Consider the following 22,100-nt stretch of genomic DNA (forward strand, 5'->3'; position numbering starts at 1 on the left):
CGGCCGACCGGACATTTCGAGGATAAGACATGATCAGACTTGATGGAAAAACCGCACTCGTGACCGCTGCGGGTCAGGGCATCGGCCGGGCGACGGCGCTCGCCTTCGCCGAAGCCGGCGCGACGGTCCACGCCACGGATATCAACGAGGGCCTGCTCTCCGCCCTGCCGAAACTCGGCAACCTGAAGACCGCGAAGCTCGACGTGCTGAACAATGAAGCAATCGCGGCCTGCGTCTCGAACATCGGCACGGTCGATATCCTCTTCAACTGCGCCGGCTTCGTTCATGCAGGCTCCATTCTCGAGATGAAGGACAGCGATTTCGACTTCGCCCTCGACCTCAACGTCAGGGCGATGATCCGCACCATTCGGGCGGTGCTGCCGGGCATGCTGGCGCAAAAGGACGGCGCGATCATCAACATGTCTTCCGTCGCCTCGAGCATCAAGGGCGTCCCGAACCGTTTCGCCTATGGCGTCACCAAGGCGGCCGTGATCGGGCTCACCAAATCGGTCGCCGCCGATTATGTAACGGACGGCATCCGCTGCAACGCCATCTGCCCGGGCACCGTCGAAAGCCCTTCGCTGCAGGATCGCATGCGGGCGCAGGGCAATTACGACGACGCCCGCGCCGCCTTCATCGCCCGCCAGCCGATGGGCCGGCTAGGCACGCCGGAAGAAATCGCCGAACTCGCCCTCTACCTCGCCGGCGCCACCTATACGTCAGGCCAGGCTTACGCGATTGACGGCGGCTGGACCATCTGAACGAACACGAGAAACCAATGACCCGCATCACCGATCTCCGCGTCTTCGATCTCCGTTTTCCCACATCGCAGAGCCTCGACGGCTCCGATGCGATGAACCCGGATCCGGACTATTCGGCGGCCTATGTCATTCTCGATACCGATAGCGGAGATCTTGCCGGCCACGGCCTGACCTTCACGATCGGCCGGGGCAACGACATCTGCTGCATGGCGATCAAGGCGATGCGGCATCTGGTGGTCGGGCAGGAGCTCGAAACCTTCGCCAAGGCGCCCGGAAAATTCTGGCGGCATCTGACCAGCGACAGCCAGCTGCGCTGGATCGGCCCGGACAAGGGCGCCATCCACCTCGCCACCGGCGCGGTGGTCAACGCCTTCTGGGACCTTCTCGCCAAGAAGCGCGGCAAACCCGTCTGGCAGCTCGTTTCGGAAATGTCGGCCGAAGAGATCGCAGATATCGTCGACTATCGCTACCTGACCGACGTGCTGTCACGCGAGGACGCGCTGGCGATCCTGAAGCGGGCGGAAGCGGGCAAGGCGGAGCGCATCGCCACCCTCAAGCGCGAGGGTTATGCCTGCTACACGACATCGGCCGGCTGGCTCGGTTATCCCGAAGACAAGCTGCGCCGCCTCTGCAAGGAAGCCGTCGATGCCGGCTTCAATCATGTGAAGATGAAGGTCGGGCGCGATCTCGACGACGATATCCGGCGCCTGACCATCGCCCGCGAGGTGATCGGCCCCGAGCGCTACCTGATGATCGACGCCAATCAGGTCTGGGAGGTCGGCCAGGCGATCGAATGGGTGAAAAAACTCGCCTTCGCCAAACCCTTCTTCATCGAAGAGCCGACCAGCCCGGACGACATTGCCGGCCATCGAAAAATCCGCGAGGCGATCGGTCCCGTGAAGGTCGCGACCGGCGAGATGTGCCAGAACCGCATCATGTTCAAGCAATTCATCGCGGAAGGCGCGATCGACATCGTGCAGATCGATTCATGCCGCATGGGCGGGCTGAACGAGGTGCTGGCGGTGCTGCTGGTCGCCGCGAAATATAACCTGCCCGTCTGGCCGCATGCGGGCGGCGTCGGGCTTTGCGAATACGTCCAGCATCTGTCGATGATCGACTACATCGCCGTCTCCGGCACCAAGGAAGGCCGGGTGATCGAATATGTCGACCATCTGCACGAGCATTTCGTCGATCCGTGCGTGATCGAGAATGCGGCCTATATGCCGCCGACGCTGCCGGGCTTCTCGATCGAGATGAAACCGCAATCTATCGCGGATTATACGTTCAAGGGCTGATACAAAGCCCGCCCACGAGGACGCCGGCATCAGCCGGCGTTGATTTTTTCAAGCTCCGCATTCACCTGTGCACGCCATGCGCTATTCTCCATGAGAGCCTGGGGGAACAGGCCGGGAATGGCAAAGAAGGGTGCAGACGGGTCGTCCGCCGTCATCTCCGTAGCCGCCGCCTTGAGCTCGGCCGCACGCGGATCGTTGATCTCGGCAGTCTTGCGGGCATAGGCGATCCACAACGCGACAACGTAAGCCGCGGACGACGCATCACCGCCGCTCGCCAGGCTCTCCATCGCGCCCGCAAAGATGCGCTGCGGCAGTTTCTGGGTGCCGTCCATGGCGATCTGCTGCGTCTTGTGGGCGATCGTCGGGTTTTCGAAGCGCTCGATCAGCTCGTCCATGTAGCGGCCAAGATCGATGCCCGGCACCGGATCGAGCGTCTTCACCGCTTCCGCCATGTGGCGGCGAACCAGCGCCCGATATTCCGGAACGGCCATGACATCGCGGACGAATTCGAGCCCCTTCAGCTGGCCGAGATAGGCGATCAGCGAATGGGCGCCGTTGAGCAGCCTGAGCTTCATCTTCTCATAAGGCTCGACATCGTCGACGAAAAGCGCACCGCCGGCTTCCCATTTCGGCCGACCGGCAAGGAAATGGTCCTCGATCACCCATTGCATGAAGGGTTCGGTGCTGAGCGCCAGCCTGTCCTCGGCGCCGATCAGGGTTTCGGCAAGCGCCCGCGTCTCGTCGGTCGCGGCCGGCACGATGCGGTCGACCATGCTGGACGGAAAGGCGCCATGGCCGGCGATCCAGTTGGCAAGCGCCGGATCGCGGGCTCCCGCCATCTCGATCGTGAGTCGCCGGACGATGCGGCCATTGGTCGGCAGGTTGTCGCAGCACAGCACGGTAAAGGGCGGAAGCCCGGCGGCGTGGCGGCGGGAAAAACCTTCGACCAGGTAGCCGATCACACCGCTCGGCGATGTCGGATCGGCAAGATCGGCCTTGACGGACGGATGATTGCGGTCGAGCCCGCCGGTGAGCGGATCGAGGCCATAGGCCTTTTCGGTGACGGTGATGGTGACGACCCTGATCGCCGGATCGGCCAGCAGCGCCAGGATTTCCGCCTGGTTCCCGGTGCCCGAGAGGCCCCTGACCACCGAGCCGACCACCTGGGCGTCATCGCCGGCAGCGCTGCGCGCCACCACCGAATAAAGCCCGTCCTGCGTTGCGAGATCATGGACGATATCTACGGAACGTAAGCTGACGCCGACAATGCCCCAATCGCCGAACTCCGCCTCCAGCGCCGCATCCGTATAAACCGCCTGATGGGCGCGGTGGAATGCGCCGAGGCCGATATGCAGGATGCCGGGTTTCAGAAGCGCCCGGTCATAACCGGGGACGTTCACATGGGCGGGAAGCTTGGCGGAGGCGGAAAGGCGTGGCATTTCTTTGATCATGACACCCGGAATGTTCGCGGGCATCCTCCCTTATTGACGCGAGCAGTGAAGCCCCGCGCGAACGCACGGGTCAACGCCCTACTCTGGACATCCGGCCGACGGAAAGCCAGAGATTTCCGGCTCGAAAGGCGTGGAAAATTGCGTGGCTCCGCCCCGGGCGGCGCTTTCAAAACATGCAAAATCTGATAGTGACTAACCATCGGCCGCGGGAGCGGCCGGCACATCCGCCGATCGGCCGGAAACCGGCCGGGTCTTTGGTGCGGGATGTTGCGGGCAAGGGGGCATTCATGCGTTTGCAGGCAGTTCTTTCGATAGCATTCGCCCTGGCTCTGGCCGGCTGCTCTCAGGTGGCGGAGAAGGCGGAAAACGCCGCCAACCGGTCCTTCACGAGTTATGCAATGGACCGCCCCTATGCCGAGGTCGCCAATGTCAACCAGTCGCCGCTGGCGCGGCTTTCCGGCGCCGAGGCGACGTTCGGGCCGATGATCGGATCGACCCAGCTGAAAAACGGGATGACCGTCTACCGTCACATCGCGCCCGCCGCCAAGACCGAGTCCGGCTCGAGCTTCGGCGGGCTGGTCGGCCGCTCGACCGTGTCGCAGAACAACCGGCTTTCCTATTTCCTGGTCGGCCCAGACGGTATCGTCAAGGACTGGGCGACCGGTTCGGTGCAGGGCAGCACCAGCGACTGCGTGCAGTATATCGGCGGCATCATCAACCGCTGCGCCGACATGCGGCAGGTCCAGGCGTCGCTTGCGCTCTACGACATGCGCGTGACGACCAAGGGCGGCCAGCCGATCTCGGCCTGGGGAGAGCCGGGCATGCCCGCCGCCGAGGCCCCGGCGACGCATCCGGGCTCGCCCGCAGGACGCCCGGTTCCAGCGGCGGCGCGGCCGGCTCCGGTCGCAACGCGCTGAACAATCCGGCTTTCGCGGATGGCGCCCCTTGGCGCCGCCTTTTGCGATATTATCTCCGCTCATGGCCGCCGCTTTTCTTACGCCAGGAGATCCGTCATGACCGCCCCGCATCCCTCGAAGACGCATATCGGCAATCACAAGCTCCATCCCGAAACGCAGATGCTGAACTACGGCTACGACCCGGAGCTTTCCGAGGGCGCCGTGAAGCCGCCGGTTTTCCTCACCTCCACCTTCGTGTTCAAATCGGCGGAGGAAGGCCGCGACTTCTTCGATTTCGTCTCCGGCCGCCGCGAGCCGCCGGCGGGGACGGGCGCGGGCCTGGTCTATTCGCGCTTCAACCACCCCAACAGCGAGATCGTCGAGGATCGGCTGGCGGTCTACGAGCGCACCGAAAGCTGCGCGCTTTTCTCCTCCGGCATGTCGGCGATCGCGACGACCCTTTTGGCGTTCGTGCGGCCCGGCGACAGCGTGCTACATTCGCAGCCGCTTTATGGCGGCACCGAGACGCTGCTTGCCAAAACCTTCCTCAATATGGGAGTCGCGGCAGTCGGCTTTGCCGACGGGGTGAACGAGCAGTCGGTGACGGCGGCGGCCGAGGAGGCGATGGCCAGGGGCCGCGTCTCGGTGATCCTGATCGAGACGCCCGCCAACCCGACCAACAGCCTGGTGGACGTGGCGATGATCCGCCGGGTGGCGGAGGCGATCGGCGCAAAACAGGGCCATACGCCGGTGATCGCCTGCGACAACACGCTGCTCGGGCCGGTCTTCCAGCGGCCGATCGAGCACGGGGCGGATATCTCGCTCTATTCGCTGACCAAATATGTCGGCGGCCATTCGGACCTGATCGCCGGTGCGGCACTCGGGTCCAAGGCGGTGATGAAACAGGTGAAGGCGCTGCGCGGGGCGATCGGCACCCAGCTCGATCCGCATTCCTGCTGGATGCTCGGCCGCAGCCTGGAGACGCTTTCGATCCGCATGGAAAAGGCCAATACCAATGCCAAGGCGGTCGCCGACTTCCTGCGCGGGCACCCGAATGTGGAGAAAATCCATTACCTGCCCTATCACGACCCGTCCTCGCCGGTGGGACAAGTGTTTGCGGCGCAATGCACCGGCGGCGGCTCGACCTTCTCCTTCGACATCAAGGGCGGCCAGCCAGCCTCGTTCCGGTTCCTGAACGCGCTCTCGATCTTCAAGCTGGCCGTCAGCCTCGGCGGCACGGAATCGCTTGCCAGCCACCCGGCGACCATGACCCATTCCGGCGTGCCGGCCGAGGTGCGCCAGAGGATCGGCGTGCTCGATTCGACGATCCGGCTGTCGATCGGCATCGAGCACCCGGACGACCTGATCGCCGACCTGACGATCGCGCTCGATAGGGCGTGAGGGGCCGGAAGGCCGCAACCGGAGCCACCCTGATATCGGAGGCGTCATTCGTCTCCCTCTCCGGTTTGCCGGCGCCCGTCGTATTTCTGTTGGTCGTCGCCTACGGGAAAGAGCTTGCAGATCCCGTCATAATAGATTTTCGCGCGACGGGGCTCTTCGCCGCGCGCGCAGGGTGGATAGGCCGCATTGTAGCCGGCCTTGTATTGCGCCTCGGAGAGAAACCCCGATGCAGCGCCTGGCGCGGCGGCATTTGCCGAGCGTGCAATCCTTCCAGAAGCCGACATGAGTGGCGCCGAACTGCGTGAGCCTCTGGCGCGTTTCCTGCTGCTTTCGCTCCGGCAGCCGGCGAAACTCGCCCCAGGTCATTCCGAAGTAATGAGGTTCGGCATCTTCCTTTTCCTGCCTGCGTTTCCATTCCGCCTCGCTCAAGGCCATCGCTCGCCCTCCTTTTCGGCGCGCATGCTTCTTCGTTCACGCGGCCGTCCGCGGCCCGTGTCATTGACTACTTGGGGAGAGCCCACACGAATGCGGAACCTCATTTTGTTTAGTAAGTGTGGCTCCGCATTCGCGTGGCCTTCGGCGTCTTTTCAGGGCTTCCGGCCCCTACAGGTGATCACCTCGCCCCACTGCGTGGCTGTGTTCACGGCTTCCTTTCGGGAAACCTTGCCACTTGCACGGCTAATCCGAACCCGGCCTGGCGGCCAGGGGGAGGCTTGATAGGAAGATTTGTCTTGAGACGCCTCTCCCATGGCTTTCACCTCCCTCACCTTCCCCGCACGTTACGGTTCCAATGAGGGCGCCGGCCCCCGCCTGCCCGCGAACGTCTCGCGAAACACTCCGGCGACGGAAGCGAGGGGATTGTAGGCATGGGTTCGGAGGGCGGGGATGAGGAAGGAGTTAAGTCGTTGAGGTCATTAGAGCGGCCCGCAAAACCTGCTCTGATGGAGCCGCCTGATTGGCTCAGCGGTAGCCGAGCGATTTCAGCGTCATGTCCATCCAGAAGAAACCACCGAGCGCCGCCACGGCGGTGATCGCAAACAGGAGCCACCCGGCGACAGTCAACGTGCTGCGCTCAACATCGCGATAGGGATAACGGTTTCCGGTCAGGAGAAAATAGAGGCCGAACACCGCGCAGACCGCCAGCAGAACGACGATACGCGGCATCCACGCCACCGTATCGACGCCCAATTCCGCCTGTTGAAGCGGCTGCCATATGGCGGACCATGCCACGACCGCCCCGACGATGAGGACCAGCAAGCCACCCAGACGGTATTTTACTTCCGCGGACATGACCCCTCCTGCAACCCCAGCTTGACGAATGGGGGCAACATAGAAGGGAAATCGGTGTTCGGGAAGCGTGGCAGGCTAAATCCGGGGCTTGGCTTAGGCAGCCGGCGAGCAGGTGTTCTGGCGGGAACTAAGGTGGATCCTCGGGTCACCCTCGGGTTAAACCGAGGGTGAGGATGACGGCATTGAAGGGGGTGCCGGGGTGCGAAACAGCACCGATAAGACACTCTCATCGTCGCTTTGCACCTTCACGCCACCCTATCTCCGATCTTTTTTGGGTCCCTTTTTTCGGGGTTTCCGACCAGATTTTGGCCAGCTCTCCCACCAAGCAACCGGGAATGACGCATTATGATGGCTAAATAACCGCGTCGATGCCGGCATTAACTTAAACTGAGTTCCAAAGTTATACGGCGATAAAATCTTCGTCTTTAAGCTTGCAACTACCGCATGCTTGCGGCGTCCGTGTAGATTTCGAAGGAGCTTAAAATCCATCGTTAAAAAGCAATACATACCGTTCCCTCTCGGCGACGGTAATATGGTAGCAATCGTGATTGCTAGATTGGCCCAAAGTGTCAACAAGACTGAGAAAAAGCTCATCCGTTTTTCCCGACATTCGCTGTTTTCTTTGATCACTCAATGACGGCAATCCCATATATGAGGGAGCCATTACCATCATGTAATCGCTATCTATAATCTCCTCGATTTTTATTTTCGAGAAAAGGCTATAGTCGTAGCTTTCGTACCCGCCATAACGTCCGAAGGGCTGGCTCCACGTTTCATCCCGCAACTCACTCGAAGAGAAAAGCTGAATTTTTTCTCTATGAGCGAGCCTGGCTATTGCTGGCAAATATCTGACAGACTTTGCTATGTCATATTCATCATTGTCATGGAAAACGGGAATCCTAGCCGCATAGCCAGTATCTATTTAGATATCGCCCCACATCTTTTTTCCGGTGTTTATCCAACCGGTTTCCTGAACAACTCCATGTCCAATAACAGAATTATCTATCAGAATGCGGCCTGCACCCTTCTTCTGAATTTCCGTCACTCTGACTGAATTTGAGGTATCAATGAGCCAATCTAAAACCTGCGGAAAATACCTATATCGCCAGTGTTCTTTTTTGGCCTCCCACCACCCAGAAACCAATTCCAACATAGTAAATCATTCGCGCCCAAATTAGATCGACCGAATTGTAAACCCTAAGGCCACTCATACTTCAAATGAAAAGGCGGCTCACGCCGCCGCCCCCACCTTCCCATACGGGTCAAACCGCCCATAAAACGTCTCGCCCTTCGCCGCCATGTCCTTCAACAACGGCGTCGGCTTGAAATGCGCCCCGTAGCTCGCGGCAAGCTTTTCGCAGACCGCGACAAAGTTCTTCACGCCCATGCCGTCGATGTAGGAGAGCGTGCCGCCGGTATAGGGGGCGAAGCCGAAGCCGAGGATGGAGCCGACGTCGGCTTCGCGCGGGTCGGTGACGATGCCTTCTTCCACGGTGCGGGCGGCTTCGAGCGCGATCGTGACCAGCAGGCGCTGTTTGAGGACGGTGACATCCACCTCGTCGGCGCGCTTCTGCGGGTAGAGGGTCTTCAGCTCGGGCCAGAGGAATTTCTTGGCGGGCTTGGCCGGGTATTCGTAAAAGCCCTTCAGGTTCTTGCGGCCGCGGCGGTCGAAGACGTCGACCATCTGGTCGACCAGCGCCATATGCTCCGCCTTGACGGCATTGGGGCCGAGATCGGCGATCGAGGCCTTCATGATCTTCTGGGAGAGATCGACGGCGACCTCGTCGTTGAGCGACAGCGGGCCGACCGGCATGCCGGCCATTTTTGCGGCATTTTCGATCATGACAGCCGGCACGCCTTCGATCAGCATGTCATAGGCTTCGTTGATATAACGGAAGACGCAGCGGTTGACGTAAAAGCCGCGGGTATCGTTGACGACGATCGGGGTCTTCTTGATCGCGGCGACGAAATCGAGCGCCACGGCGAGCGCCTTGTCTCCCGATTTTTCGCCGAGGATCACCTCGGTCAGCATCATCTTTTCGACCGGCGAGAAGAAATGCACGCCGATGAACTGGTCGGAACGCTTCGAATTCTGCGCCAGGCCGGTGATCGGCAGGGTCGAGGTGTTGGAGGCGAAGATGGTGGTTTCGGGGATCACCGCTTCGACCTGCTCGATCACCGCCTTCTTGACCGCGCGGTCCTCGAAGACAGCCTCGACGACGAAGCTTGCATCCGACAGCGCCTTGTAGTCCGGGGTGGGGGTGATCAGCGAGAGCAGCTTTTCGCCCTCCTCCTTGGTCATCCGGCCCTTGCCGACGCTGTCCGCCACCAGCTTTTCGGAGACGGCCTTGCCCTTATTCGCAGCCTCCTGGTCGCGGTCGATGAGGGTGACGGGAATGCCGGCGGCAGCCGTCACATAGGCGATCGAGGCGCCCATGAAACCGGCACCGACGACTCCGACCTTGGAGAACTCCGTCTTCGGCTGGCCGGCCGGGCGGCGGGCGCCCTTGCCGAGTTCCTGCATGGAAACGAACAGCGAGCGGATCATCGAAAACGCTTCGGTGGTGCGCAGGATCTCGGTGAAATACCGCTGCTCGACCTTGAGGCCCGTATCGAAGGGAAGCTGCAGGCCCTCATAGACGCATTTGAGGATGGCGAGCGCGCCCGGATAATTGCCGGCGCTCTCACGACGCAGGATGGCGGGGGCGGCCGGCCAGAGCTGAGCCGCGGCCGGCGTCCAGATGCCGCCGCCGGGGACCTTGAAACCCTTTTCGTCCCACGGGGCGACGGGTTTGAGGCCGTCCTTGATCATCTGTTTTGCGGCGTTGATGAGCTCGGCGGGCTCGACGACCTGGTGCACGAGGCCCATGGCCTTGGCGCGCTGGGCGGTCAGCGACGAGCCGGTCGTCATCATCTGCAGGGCGTCCTGGGCGTTGGCCAGCCGCGGCACGCGCTGGGTGCCGCCGGCGCCCGGGAAGATGCCGACCTTGACTTCCGGCAGCGCTATCTTCACCGACTTGGAATTGGCGGCGACGCGGCCGTGGCAGGCGAGCGACAGTTCGAACGCGCCGCCCATGCAGGTGCCGTTGATCGCCGACACCCAGGGCTTGCCGTTCGTCTCGACCTTGCGCCACAGCCAGGACATGCGGCCGGCGGCATCGAAAAGTTTTTGCGCGGCGGTCGCCGGGTCCTTCGCCTGCTCCTCGGCAAGCATCGAGAACATCGACTTGATCATGGTGAGATCGGCGCCGCCGGAGAAGGACGACTTGCCGGAGGTAAAGACGACGCCCTTGACGGCCGCATCTGCAACAGTCGCATCGACGATCGCGTCGATCTCGTCCATCACTTCCATGGTGAAGACGTTCATCGACTTTTCCGGCATGTCCCAGGTGACGAGAGCGATGCCGTCCGCGTCGGTTTCGACGGTGAAGTTCCTGTAGGTGCTCATGATGGGATTCCTCTTCCCTTGAATTCTATAATAGCGCCGAACGGCCCCTCATCCGCCTGCCGGCACCTTCTCCCCGCCAGCGGGGAGAAGACATATGCCGCGCCGTGGCCGTTCCCCCTCGCCCCGTTCACGGGGAGAGGGTGCGCCGAGCGCAGCGGAGGCGGGGTGAGGGGCTTTCACGGTCTCAAACCCGTTCGATGATCGTGGCCGTGCCCATGCCGGCGCCGATGCAGAGCGTGACCAGCGCGGTGTTCAAGTCGCGGCGCTCCAGCTCGTCCAGAACGGTGCCCAAAATCATCGCGCCGGTGGCGCCGAGCGGGTGGCCCATGGCGATAGCGCCGCCGTTGACGTTGATCTTGTCGTGACTGATGTCGAAGGCCTGCATGTAGCGGAGAACCACGGCGGCGAAGGCTTCGTTGAGCTCGAACAGGTCGATATCGGAGATCTTCATGCCGGAGCGCGCAAGCAGCTTCTCGGTGACGTCAACCGGGCCGGTCAGCATCAGCGCCGGGTCGGAGCCGATATTGGCGAAGTGGCGGATGCGGGCGCGAGGCTTGAGGTTCATGCTCTCCCCGCCGGCCCTGGAGCCGATCAGGACGGCCGCGGCGCCATCGACGATGCCGGAGGAATTGCCGGCGTGGTGGACGTAGTTGATGCGCTCGATTTCCGGATGGGCCTGGATGCCGACGGCTTCGAAACCGCCCATCTCGCCCGGCATCTGGAAGGACGGGTTCAGCTGGCCAAGCGACTGCATGTCGGTGGTCGGGCGCATGTGCTCGTCGCGGTCGAGGATAACGAGGCCGTTCTGGTCCTTGACGGGGATGACGGAGTTCTTGAAGTAGCCGGCCTCCCAGGCCTTGCCGGCCCGCTTCTGGCTTTCGACGGCATAGGCATCGACGTCGTCGCGGCTGAAACCGTATTTGGTGGCGATCAGGTCGGCGGAGACGCCCTGCGGCATGAAATAGGCCGGGAAGTTGACCGAGGGGTCCATGTACCAGGCGCCACCGGACATGCCCATGCCGACGCGCGACATCGACTCGACGCCGCCGGCGATGACGATGTCGTCGGATCCGGCTGCGACCTTGCCGGCCGCGAAGTTGACGGCATCGAGGCCGGAGGCGCAGAAGCGGGAGATCTGCATGCCGGGAGCCTTGGTCGAATACCCGGCCTCAAAGGCAGCGGCCTTGGGGATGACGGCGCCGGCGTCCATGACCGGATCGACGCAGCCCATGATGATGTCGTCGACATAAGACGTATCAAGGCCATTGCGGTCGCGGATCGCTTGGAGCGTCTTGGCGGCGAGGCGCACGGACGGCACTTCGTGCAGCGCCCCATCCTTCTTGCCGCGGCCGCGCGGCGTGCGGACGTGGTCGTAAATGAAGACTTCGGTCATGGTGTCATCTCCCTGGGTGGCAATTTATATTGCCTCAAATCTCGGACATGGGAGAGAAGACCCCTCCCCAGCCCTCCCCGCAAGGGGGAGGGACCGTCGGCGCAAAATCAAAACGCCTCGGCGGCCAGTTCCATCACGCTGTCGGCGCCGGCTTCGATGCGGACCTTCCGCATCGCGGTTTCCGGCAGGATCTTTTCCATGAAGAATTTTGCCGTGGTGAGCTTGTTCTTCAGGTAGTCGGCGCGGGCGTCGCCGGCGGCAAGGCCGGCCTGTGCCGCCTTGGCGATCTTGGCCCACATGTAGCCGAGCGTCACCAGGCCGAAGAGGTGCATGTAGTCGGTCGAGCCGGCGCCGGCATTGTCGGGCTTGGCCATGGCGTTCTGCATGAACCACATGGTGGACGCCTGCAGGTCGTTCAAGCCCTTCTTGAGGCCCTTGGTGAAGGGGGCCATGTTTTCGTCGGCGCGGTTTTCCTCGCAGAAATCGCCGATCTCCTTGAACATCGCCATGACCGCGCGACCGCCGTTCAGCGCCAGCTTGCGGCCGACGAGGTCGAGCGCCTGGATGCCGTTGGCGCCTTCGTAGATCATGGTGATGCGGGCATCGCGGACATACTGGCTCATGCCGTGTTCCTCGATATAACCGTGGCCGCCGAAGACCTGCTGGGCCATCACCGCGTGCTCAAAACCCTTGTCGGTCATCACGCCCTTGAGGATCGGGGTGGCGAGACCGAGAAGGTCGTCGGCGTTCTGGCGTTCGGCGGCATCGGGCGAACGATGGGCGATGTCCGACTTGAGAGCCGTCCAGAGCAGGAAGGCGCGGCCGGCTTCGTTGAAGGCGCGGATGGTCATCAGCGAGCGGCGGATATCTGGATGGACGATGATCGGATCAGCCTTTTTGTCCGGCGCCTTGGTGCCGGAGAGCGAACGGCCCTGGATGCGCTCGCGGGCATAGGCGACCGCATTCTGATAGGCCGTCTCGGCGATCGAGAGACCCTGCAGGCCGACGCCGAGGCGGGCCTCGTTCATCATCACGAACATGGCGGCGAGGCCCTTGTTCTCCGCCCCAATCAGGAAACCGGTCGCCTCGTCGTAGTTCATGACGCAGGTGGCATTGCCGTGAATGCCCATCTTCTCCTCGATCGCGCCGCAGGAAACGCCGTTGCGCTTGCCGAGCGATCCGTCCCTGTTGACCATGAACTTCGGGACGATGAAGAGCGAGATCCCCTTGGTGCCCTCGGGCGCGCCTTCGATACGAGCAAGCACCAGGTGCACGATGTTGTCGGTCATGCCGTGCTCGCCGGCGGAGATGAAGATCTTCTGGCCGGAAATCTTGTAGGACCCGTCGGCCTGCGGCACCGCCTTCGAACGCAGCAGGCCGAGATCGGTGCCGCAATGGGGTTCGGTCAGGTTCATCGTGCCCGACCAGGTGCCAGCGACCATGTTCGGCAGGTAGGTCTTTTTCTGCTCGTCGGAACCGTGCACGAGGATCGCGGCGATCGCGCCCTGGGTCAGGCCCGGATACATCATCAGCGACATGTTGGCGGACGACATGTATTCGCCGACGGCGGCATGCAGCGTGTAGGGCAGGCCCTGGCCGCCGAATTCCTCCGGCACGGCAAGGCCGATCCAGCCGGCCTGGCAATATTGGTCATAGGCCTGCTTGAAGCCCTTCGGCACCGAGACCGTGCCGTTGTCGTGACGGGTGCAGCCTTCCTGGTCGCCGGAGAGGTTCAAGGGGAAAAGCACGTCCTCGGCAACCTTGGCGGCTTCCCCGATGATCGCCTCCAGCATGTCCGGCGTGGCATCGGCAAAGCCCGGCAGGTTGCCGTAGCGCTCAAGGCCGAGCACGTCGTTGAGAATGAAAAGCGTGTCGTTTACCGGGGCCTTGTACACTGGCATAGTCGAGCTTCCTCCAAATCCTCGTCCAAGGATCGCTGCGGGCCTTCGGCTCACGGCAGGATCCGCATTCTTTCTACCACAAATAATTGACGTTCGCGTAAACGTCAATTGCGTGCGTGCGGAACTTCCACGGTCTCCCCGTCGCCATTCCTCGTCCCCGGCATAGTCTTAACGGGCCGAGCAGTTGCGAGGCTGGATGGGAAAGCGGGGAAATAGGGCCGGCAGGCGGAACCTCATCCCCGCGAGGGACCTGGAACACGTCGAAAAGGTTAAAATTTTCGTCCGGGTTAACGACTTGTTTACCACGTTTCGGGAAATAGTGGGCACTCAGGCGACGCAGTGCATTTACCACCAGACGTACCGCGTCCGCTGAAATGGCAAGTCCTGCGAAAGGCATTTCTAATATACGGCTATTCGGCGGGAATTTCCTGTCCCTGAACAAGGCCTATTGCGAAAGCCGGCAGGTACAACGTCGAAACGAGCGAGCACATGAACGGATCACGATCGACCCCTTCCCGTCCCGGCGACCGCTCTTCCCTGGATGCGTTGAACCGCACCATCGAAGGGCTGGAGGCGCGTATCGAGGGGTTGATGTCGGGCACGGCGCGTGACGGTCGTGCGCCGAAAGCGGCCGATCCGCGCGAGCAGCGCCGGCCGGCTCCGGCCGCCGCCTATCGCGAACCGCAACTCTCCAGCGATCCGCTTGCCGAGATCCGCGAACGCCAGCGCATGCTCGACGCCGGCCGCGACCGTGCAAGGACCGAGCGTCCTCGCGCTCCGGAGCCTCGCCGCGAAGAACCCCGTTACGCCGAACCGCGCCGTACCGAACTGCGCCCGCCGGAAGCCTATCGTCCGCCAGTACGGCAGGCCCCCGTTCGCACGGAAGCGCCCCGTTATGCCGAACAGCGCCCGATCGCGCCCGCACCGCGCCGTGAGGAGCCCCGCCGCATGGCGGCCCAGCCGCGCATGCCTGCACCGCAGCCGCAGCAGCCGGCCGAGAACGGCATGCGCGACATCGCGCAGGCGCTGGTCAGCCTGCGCCAGGAACTGAAGCAGGATATTTCCGAGAGCGTCGGCCGCGAGATGACGGCGCTGCGTTCCGAAATCCGCTCGATCAAGTCCATTGCCCAGGACCAGAATTTCACCGAGGACCTGCGCGGCGACCTTGCCCGGCTTGCCGACGGCATCAACCAGCTCGGTTACCAGGCAACGCCGGAGGCTGCCGGCCTGCGCAGCGAATTCGAGGAGCTGCGCGCCGTCATGGACGGGCTCGCCCGCGAAGATTCCGTGCGGCGGATGGAAACCCGCTGGCAGGGTCTCGAAGATCGCATGCACGATCTCGACTCGGCGGCGCTGCGCGAAGAGCTCGTCTCGCTCGCCTACCGCATCGACGACATCAAGGGCCAGCTCGGCGCCATGAGCGACAGCCCGGTCATCCGCGCGCTCGAACAGAAGCTGATCACGGTGGCGAGTGCCATGGAACAGCTTGGCTCGCGCATGCAGCCGAACGATGCGGTCATTGCAGAACAGTTCGCGACATTGGACGAGCGGCTGGACGAAATCAGCCGCGCGATCGCTGCCGGCAGCCGCGCCTCGGCAGCCGCCTCGATCGACCAGTCCTTCCTGCAGCGCCTGGACGGCCGGATCAGCGCGCTGGCCGACCAGATCGATGCGATCAGCCACGCGGCCCATGCCCAGGTCGATCCGACCGAAGCGCTCTCCGCCCGCATCGAGGCGCTGACGGGCCGGATCGAGGAGCTTACCGACGAACAGGCGGCCATGCGCCTGGAAGAGCGTCTGGAGCAGCTTTCGCTGATCCTGGAACAGGCCCAGAAACCTTCGCAGGATCCCGAGCTTTCCGCTTATCTGGCCGACATCTCCCGCAAGATCGACGGACTGGAGCAGGGTTCGGTCAACGACGCGCTTGCCGAACGGCTCGACTATCTCGCCCGCCGGATCGAGGAAATCGGCTATCAGCCGCACGCCCAGTCGGCGATGGACGGGCAGGCCTTCGAACGGCTCGAAGACCGGCTGACCGACATCGCGGCGCGGCTCGACGAGGCAACCGCAGCACCGCGCAGCGATGACGGCGCGCTTCGCAATCTCGAAGACCAGATCGCCCATCTTTCGGTGCTGATCAGCCAGCCGCAGCAGGCTGCAGGCGCCCTTCCCGCCGAATTCGAGAGCCGCATGACGGCGCTCGAAAGCTATATGGCGACCAATGACGAATACATCATCGAGGCCGCCCGACAGGCTGCCGAAACGGTGGTGGAAGCCTATTCCCGCAACGGTGCCGCAGGCGCGCCCGTGGCCGCTGCCGATATGGCGGCCCTTTCCGCGCTTGCCGAGGACCTTCGCCATCTCGAAGACCTGACCCGCCATTCGGACGACCGCACCCACCAGACCTTCGAGGCGCTGCACGGCACGCTGGTGCAGATCGCCGACCGCCTGGACGGAATGGAAGAACGGCTTGCCGGCTCCGCTCATGCGGAGCGGGATCGGTATTACGAGGAACCGGCGCGCCACGAAACCCGCGCCGCCCCGGCCATGCCGGCGGTCGCGCAGCTTTCCGTCGCCGCCGCCGAAGAGCTGATGAGCTACGAGCTGGCGGAAGCCGAGGCCGAAGCAGGCGAGCAGCCGCCCGCGACCTTCGGAACGCGGACCAAAGTGCCTCAGGAGGTTACTTCCGACGAAACGGTGCTGCGCGCCGACTATGCCGACACCAAAGTCGCCGCCAAGGAAAGCGTCGCCAAGGAGAAAGCCGCAAGGACCAGCCTGCTGACCGAGCTTTCCCGCCGCTTCCTGCCCGGCGGCAAGGCCGAGGCCCCGAAGGGCGGCCGCACCGTGATCGATCCGACGCCGTCAATCGATCCGTCCGACGTGCTGCCGGCAGATCGCGAAAACGACCTTCTCGAGCCGGGCTCGGGCGCGCCCGACGTCAAGAAAATCCTCGAGCGGGTTCGCGCCAGCCAGGCCGCCGGCGAATTCGAAACCGACCGGACGAGTGCCGCGGAACGCGCCGATTATATCGCCGCCGCCCGCCGCGCCGCCAAGGCCGCAGCCCAGGAAACCGATCCCTCGCAAGGCGGCTCGCCCTCCAAGGACATGCGCAAGGCCGCCAAGGCTGCCGGAGCCAAGGGTTTCGGCGCTGTCATCTCGCAGCATCGCCGCCCGATCCTGATGGCCGTCGGCGCCGTGCTCCTGGTGCTGATGGCGATGCCGCTCGCCAAGACGCTGACCAGCGGCACCAAGGCCCCCGAGGCACCTGCACCGACGATCGAGGCTCCGGCCCGGCCGGCCGCGCCCGCCAACATGAACGGCGCCGCCGAAATCCCGACGATCGAGGACCAGGCCGCGACCGACGGCGCCGAAAGCGACACGACCGTCGCAGCGGCTCCGACGCAACCCGTCGAGCAGGCGCCGGCGCCGGCGATCACCGCCAACTACCTCACCGATCCGCGGCCCGCATCGGGCGCGCCGTCGATCATGGAACAGCCCGGCACCGCGCCGACGGCTTCGAACACGTTCGCGGCCGCTCCCAAGGCAACGGCTCCGGCCACGATCGTGGTGCCCGTCGGCATCGAACCGAAATCGCTTGCCGACGCTGCCGCTGCCGGCGACGCGAACGCGCTCTTCGAAATCGGCGCCCGCTTCACCGACGGAAAGGGCGTCAAGACCGATCTGTCGGAAGCCGCCAACTGGTACAAGCTCGCCGCCGACCGCGGCCTGGCGCCGGCGCAGTACCGGCTCGCCAATCTCTTCGAAAAGGGCACGGGCGTTTCCCGCGACCTTTCAAAGGCGATGACCTATTACAAGCAGGCCGCAGACGCCGGCAATGCCAGCGCCATGCACAATCTCGCCGTGCTCTACGCCTCGGGCGCCGCCGGCCAGCCGGATTATGCCGCAGCCGTTTCCTGGTTCGCCAAGGCTGCCGATTTCGGCATTGCCGACAGCCAGTTCAACCTCGCCATCCTCCTGGCACGCGGCAACGGCGTGAAGCAGGATCTCGAAGAATCCTACAAGTGGTTTGCCGCCGCCGCCAAGGAAGGCGACAAGGACGCCGCCCAGAAGCGCGACGAGGTGGGCAAGGCCATGCGCAAGGAACAGCTGGAAAGCGCCAAGGCCAAGGCGGAGCAGTGGAAGGTGAAGCCGCTCGACCCGAAGGCCAATGCCGTCAACCTGCCGGACGAATGGGCTTCCGGCAAGCCGCTGACCACCGCTTCGGTCGATATGGAAAAGGCGATCCGCAACATCCAGGCGATCCTGAACAAGAGCGGTTTCGACGCCGGCACCGCCGACGGCAAGATGGGTGCAAAGACGGTAACGGCGATCAAGGCCTTCCAGACCTCGGTCGGCCAGGAGCCGACCGGCAAGATCACCGACGCGCTGGTCAAGGAACTGCTCGCCAAGAACAAGTAAGTCTATCTGCCCGATCGTTAAGTCTACTTACCCGACCGATCTAGGCGAGTTGGGGGATATTAATCACGCCCCCAGAAAAACGGCGAAATTGCCGCATTATCCGGCACTTGCGAATTGACTTCGCGGTACGCCCGGGCGCATGACGGATGAGGTCCTTCATGCCCTGTTCACATGGCATGTGAGATCACGTTCCCATACCCGCGCCGGGCGGATAACTCATCGCGAACCGCCCGCGAGGGCATCGCTTTTTGCCGTGTCGAGGTTCTGCCGTGACTGTCTACCTGCCGATCGCAGAGCTGTCGGTGAACATCTTCATCATTCTGGGCATGGGCGCGGCCGTGGGCTTCCTCTCCGGCATGTTCGGTGTCGGCGGCGGCTTCCTGATCACGCCGCTTCTGATCTTCTACAACATCCCGCCGGTCGTGGCGGTCGCCACCGGCGCCAATCAGGTCGTCGCCTCCTCGATCTCGGGCGCGATCACCCATTTCAGGCGGGGCACGCTCGACATGAAGCTCGGCTCCGTCCTGCTTGTCGGGGGTCTGGCGGGCGCCACCGCGGGCGTCTGGGTGTTCTCTTGGCTGCGGCGCATCGGCCAGCTCGACCTGTTCATCTCGGTCCTCTACGTCGTGCTGCTCGGCTCGATCGGCACGCTGATGCTGCAGGAGAGCGTGCGCGCCATGCGGCGCGCGAAGAACAACCAGCCCTTGCCCCTGAAGCGGCCCGGCCAGCACAACTGGGTGCACCGGCTGCCGCTGAAGATGCGGTTCAAGAAATCGAAGATCTATCTGTCCGCCATCCCGATCGTCGGGCTTGGATTCGGCATCGGCGTGCTGACCTCGATCATGGGCGTCGGCGGCGGCTTCATCATGGTGCCGGCGATGATCTATCTGCTGCGCATCCCGACCAACGTGGTCGTCGGCACGTCGCTGTTCCAGATCATCTTCGTCACCGCCTACACGACCATGGTGCAGGCAGCGACCAACTATTCCGTCGATATCGTGCTCGCCTCGATCCTGATGGTGGCCGGCGTGATCGGCGCGCAATATGGCGTGCGGGTCGGGCAGAAACTGCGCGGCGAGCAGCTGCGCGCGCTTCTGGCGCTGCTGGTCCTCGCCGTCGGCATCCGTCTGGCGATCGGGCTGATCGTCACGCCGGACGACGTCTATTCGGTCGCGGCCGGAGGGATGTCCTACTGATGCGCCGGCTTCTCCAAACCATCCTCCTCATGCCGTTCCTGGCGCTTGGTTCGCCAGCCGTGGCGCAGGTCCCCTTCGGGGAGGCGTCGGGGGTGAAGGAAGGACTGGAGATCGGCGCTTCGACCAGCGAGATCGCCATCACCTCGGATTTCCGCGGCGCGGATCTGACGATCTTCGGGGCACTCACCAATGCCGACGAGCTGTTTCTGGCGATCGGCCAGTATGACATGGTGGTGACGCTCGAAGGCCCGAAGGACTACGCGACGGTGCGCAAGAAGGAGCGCGTCTTCGGGATCTGGATGAATACCGAAAGCATGACCTTCGAACAGGTGCCGGAAAGCTATTCGCTGGCCAGCACAAGGATGATCGACAGTATCGACGAGGCGCCGAGCCTCAACAATATCGGCGTCGGCATCGACCACCTGGCGCTGAACCCGGTCGGCTACATCCCCGATTCCGGCATGATCGGCGAGTTCCGAGACGCCTATCGGCGCCTCAAGCTGACAAACGGGCTCTACCAGCGCGATACGAGCGGCGTGCGCTTCGTCTCGTCCAGCCTGTTCCGCGCCTCGCTGAAACTGCCGGCCAATATACCGGACGGAATGCACATGGTGCGGGCCTACCTGTTCAAGAGCGGCCAGCTGATCACCCAGCGGGAAATGCCGCTGCGCGTCGTCAAGACCGGCATCGAGCAGGCGATCACCGACGCCGCCCACGACCGGCCGCTCGCCTACGGCCTCCTCTGCGTGCTGATCGCCGTGATCACCGGCTGGGGCGCCAGCATCGTCTTGCGCAAGGACTGACGGTCCGTTCTCAGGCCGATTTGCGGAACCGGCGCGCCACGTAGACGACGCTGCCGCTTTTCAGCCCCTTGTAGAGGATCGAACCCTTGGCGCCGGCAAATTCGGACATGAAGCGCCGCATGAACCACGCCCGGTCGATGCGCTGGCGCTTGCGCGTTTCTGCCGCATCGAGCGCCTTGATGACCCCCGGCGACAGCTCGTGCCCGGCTACGCGTTCAAGCCCGGAAGCGTCGAGCTGACGGTCGAGTTCGGCGAGTTTTCCCCTGGAGCGCATGTCGGCGAAGGTGAACCAGCCGCCGGGGGCCAGGACCCGCGAGACTTCCCGCGCGAAGGCCGGGACATCCGCATAACAATGCGAGGACTCGATGTTGACGACCACGTCGAAGGATCCGTCGGCAAACGGCAGCCTCTCGGCATCGCCGGTCTGGAAGGAAAGCGCCGGGGCGTCGCCGTTCAACTTTCGCGCCAGGCGCACCGTCTCGGGAGAATAATCGAGGCCGACCACCGATGCGGGTTGGTAATAACGGGCGATATAGCGCGATCCGCCGCCGCGGCCGGAGCCGATCTCCAGGACGCGTGCGCCGGCGACCGGCAGGTCTTCCAGCGCCTGATGGTAAAGGCCGATGAAAGCCCGTTCGTTCTCGTCCTCGGCCTTCAGCGGAAATGGCGCGCCGTCCGCCACGAAGCCGTAGTTCATGAAACGCCAGTCGTTATCGCGCCAGAACCGCGACAGGATGCTGTAGAGGCCGCGCCAAGCCCATTTCTGCGTGCGCGGAAACGCGCCGCGTTCGACCGCATCGAGGACGCTGGAAAATATGTTGCGCGACATGATCAGCCCCTTCAGCCGGCAGAGCCGGAAGGCACGGGCCCCGAACCCGGCGGCATTTCCTGTTCCAGCCATGCGCGCCCCTTGCGCACCAGTTCGGCATCATCGCTGTTTTTCGGATCGAAACCGGGAAGGTAGTAGCTGAGGAAGAGCGGAAAGCAGCGCCGCCAGAAGCCGGGAGCGACGGCCACGACCCACAGGAAGCGGAGCCAGAAGCGCGGTCCGGTCTTCACCCCGTCGGTATGGGCATAAAGTCGCGTGTTTCTGAGGAAGATGAACAGGAACGGGACGATCGTGGCATTCATGGCCGACACCCGCAGCAGATAGCGTTTCCAGCCTGCCAGGTTCGGCGTCACCGCCTTCAGCACGTCGAGCGCCACGGCCTTGTGCTCCAGTTCCTCCAGCGCATGCCACATCCACAGGCGCCGGTAGGGCGCCGCCGCGCCATCGAAAATCTCCGGCCGGCGCAGCGTCACCGACGACAATGTGGCGGTTAGGTGCTCGATCGCGCAGGTCACCGCCAGCCGGTGCAGGGGGTTCTTGGTAACACCCAGCGCAGCCTTGACCGGCTTTTCCATCTCTTCGACATCGTATCCGAGCGAGGCCATGGCGCGGTTGTAGTCTTCATGCTCGCGCGTGTGGTAGGCTTCCTGTACGGAATAACCGTTGATCTCTTCCGCCAGCTCCCGGTCGCCGAGCTTGGATGCGTAGTGCTTCAGCGAGCGGATGAAATAGCGCTCGCCCTCCGGCAGGAAGATCGACAGACCGTCGGCCATCAAGGTCTTGTGGATGTCGCCGCCATACCAGTGGCGCGTCGCGTTGCCCAATATCCCGAAGCGGATGTCGCGCGGAATGATATCCGCTTCGTCATTCGGAGCGTGCCCGTTCGATCCTGCCATATGTGCCATCCATTGTTTGGAACCGGTCGCCGCGACCTGCCGCACCATAAACCAACGCCCATGCCCCGTCGCGGATCGACGATCGGCATCTCCACACCTTCGGCAGATGCGTACTGAAACC

Annotated in this window: 15 protein-coding genes; 7 read left to right on the top strand and 8 right to left on the bottom strand. The window is 63.4% G+C overall.

Annotated elements, in window-relative coordinates:
* Positions 1–29 precede the first annotated feature (29 nt).
* On the top strand, positions 30–761 hold the full coding sequence (locus tag J2X76_RS27160; protein ID WP_310220669.1) for an SDR family oxidoreductase: 732 nt from the start codon (positions 30–32) through the stop codon (positions 759–761).
* Between the two features lie 17 nt (positions 762–778).
* Positions 779–2,056: an L-fuconate dehydratase gene (locus J2X76_RS27165; protein WP_310220670.1), complete on the top strand. Its 1,278-nt coding sequence runs from the start codon at positions 779–781 to the stop codon at positions 2,054–2,056.
* Between the two features lie 29 nt (positions 2,057–2,085).
* Here the strand turns inward: J2X76_RS27165 and J2X76_RS27170 are convergent, their stop codons facing one another.
* Entirely contained in the window at positions 2,086–3,495 is a 1,410-nt protein-coding gene (locus tag J2X76_RS27170) for a mannitol dehydrogenase family protein (protein WP_310220671.1), read from the bottom strand.
* 299 nt (positions 3,496–3,794) lie between these two features.
* On the opposite strand from J2X76_RS27170, the gene J2X76_RS27175 reads away from it, so the two are divergent.
* Together J2X76_RS27175 and J2X76_RS27180 are read left to right on the top strand one after the other, a co-directional pair.
* Positions 3,795–4,424 (top strand): hypothetical protein, encoded by a 630-nt coding sequence (locus tag J2X76_RS27175; RefSeq protein ID WP_310220672.1) that lies wholly within the window; start codon positions 3,795–3,797, stop codon positions 4,422–4,424.
* Between the two features lie 96 nt (positions 4,425–4,520).
* Positions 4,521–5,804 carry a cystathionine gamma-synthase family protein gene (locus J2X76_RS27180; protein ID WP_310220673.1) on the top strand — a complete coding sequence of 428 codons (1,284 nt, stop codon included), beginning with the start codon at positions 4,521–4,523 and terminating at the stop codon, positions 5,802–5,804.
* Between the two features lie 126 nt (positions 5,805–5,930).
* On the opposite strand, the gene J2X76_RS27185 is transcribed toward J2X76_RS27180, so the two are convergent.
* From J2X76_RS27185 to J2X76_RS27205, 5 genes are all read right to left on the bottom strand, one after another.
* Positions 5,931–6,239: a hypothetical protein gene (locus J2X76_RS27185; RefSeq protein WP_310220674.1), complete on the bottom strand. Its 309-nt coding sequence runs from the start codon at positions 6,237–6,239 to the stop codon at positions 5,931–5,933.
* A 525-nt stretch (positions 6,240–6,764) separates the two neighbouring features.
* Positions 6,765–7,094, bottom strand: a complete 330-nt coding sequence (locus J2X76_RS27190) for a hypothetical protein (RefSeq protein ID WP_310220675.1) — start codon at positions 7,092–7,094, stop codon at positions 6,765–6,767.
* A gap of 1,231 nt (positions 7,095–8,325) precedes the next feature.
* Positions 8,326–10,542 carry an FAD-dependent oxidoreductase gene (locus tag J2X76_RS27195; RefSeq protein ID WP_310220676.1) on the bottom strand — a complete coding sequence of 739 codons (2,217 nt, stop codon included), beginning with the start codon at positions 10,540–10,542 and terminating at the stop codon, positions 8,326–8,328.
* Positions 10,543–10,726: 184 nt separating this feature from the next.
* Entirely contained in the window at positions 10,727–11,935 is a 1,209-nt protein-coding gene (locus J2X76_RS27200) for an acetyl-CoA C-acetyltransferase (protein ID WP_310220677.1), read from the bottom strand.
* Between the two features lie 107 nt (positions 11,936–12,042).
* Positions 12,043–13,836, bottom strand: a complete 1,794-nt coding sequence (locus tag J2X76_RS27205) for an acyl-CoA dehydrogenase C-terminal domain-containing protein (RefSeq protein WP_310220679.1) — start codon at positions 13,834–13,836, stop codon at positions 12,043–12,045.
* A gap of 489 nt (positions 13,837–14,325) precedes the next feature.
* On the opposite strand from J2X76_RS27205, the gene J2X76_RS27210 reads away from it, so the two are divergent.
* The 3 genes from J2X76_RS27210 to J2X76_RS27220 all read left to right on the top strand — a co-directional run bounded on the left by J2X76_RS27210 (position 14,326) and on the right by J2X76_RS27220 (position 20,254).
* Positions 14,326–18,255 carry a peptidoglycan-binding protein gene (locus tag J2X76_RS27210; RefSeq protein WP_310220680.1) on the top strand — a complete coding sequence of 1,310 codons (3,930 nt, stop codon included), beginning with the start codon at positions 14,326–14,328 and terminating at the stop codon, positions 18,253–18,255.
* A 269-nt stretch (positions 18,256–18,524) separates the two neighbouring features.
* Positions 18,525–19,451 (top strand): sulfite exporter TauE/SafE family protein, encoded by a 927-nt coding sequence (locus tag J2X76_RS27215; protein WP_113128675.1) that lies wholly within the window; start codon positions 18,525–18,527, stop codon positions 19,449–19,451.
* A complete protein-coding gene (locus J2X76_RS27220; RefSeq protein WP_310220681.1) occupies positions 19,451–20,254 on the top strand; it encodes a TIGR02186 family protein in 804 nt (267 codons plus the stop codon). The genes J2X76_RS27215 and J2X76_RS27220 overlap by 1 nt, the downstream gene beginning before the upstream one ends.
* A 10-nt stretch (positions 20,255–20,264) precedes the next feature.
* Here the strand turns inward: J2X76_RS27220 and J2X76_RS27225 are convergent, their stop codons facing one another.
* Together J2X76_RS27225 and J2X76_RS27230 are read right to left on the bottom strand one after the other, a co-directional pair.
* On the bottom strand, positions 20,265–21,155 hold the full coding sequence (locus J2X76_RS27225) for a class I SAM-dependent methyltransferase (RefSeq protein ID WP_310220682.1): 891 nt from the start codon (positions 21,153–21,155) through the stop codon (positions 20,265–20,267).
* On the bottom strand, positions 21,095–21,979 hold the full coding sequence (locus tag J2X76_RS27230; protein WP_310220683.1) for a metal-dependent hydrolase: 885 nt from the start codon (positions 21,977–21,979) through the stop codon (positions 21,095–21,097). Before J2X76_RS27230 ends, J2X76_RS27225 begins: the two co-directional genes overlap by 61 nt.
* Positions 21,980–22,100 lie beyond the last annotated feature (121 nt).

Source organism: Neorhizobium sp. 2083 (assembly GCF_031455615.1).
Classification (GTDB): domain Bacteria; phylum Pseudomonadota; class Alphaproteobacteria; order Rhizobiales; family Rhizobiaceae; genus Neorhizobium.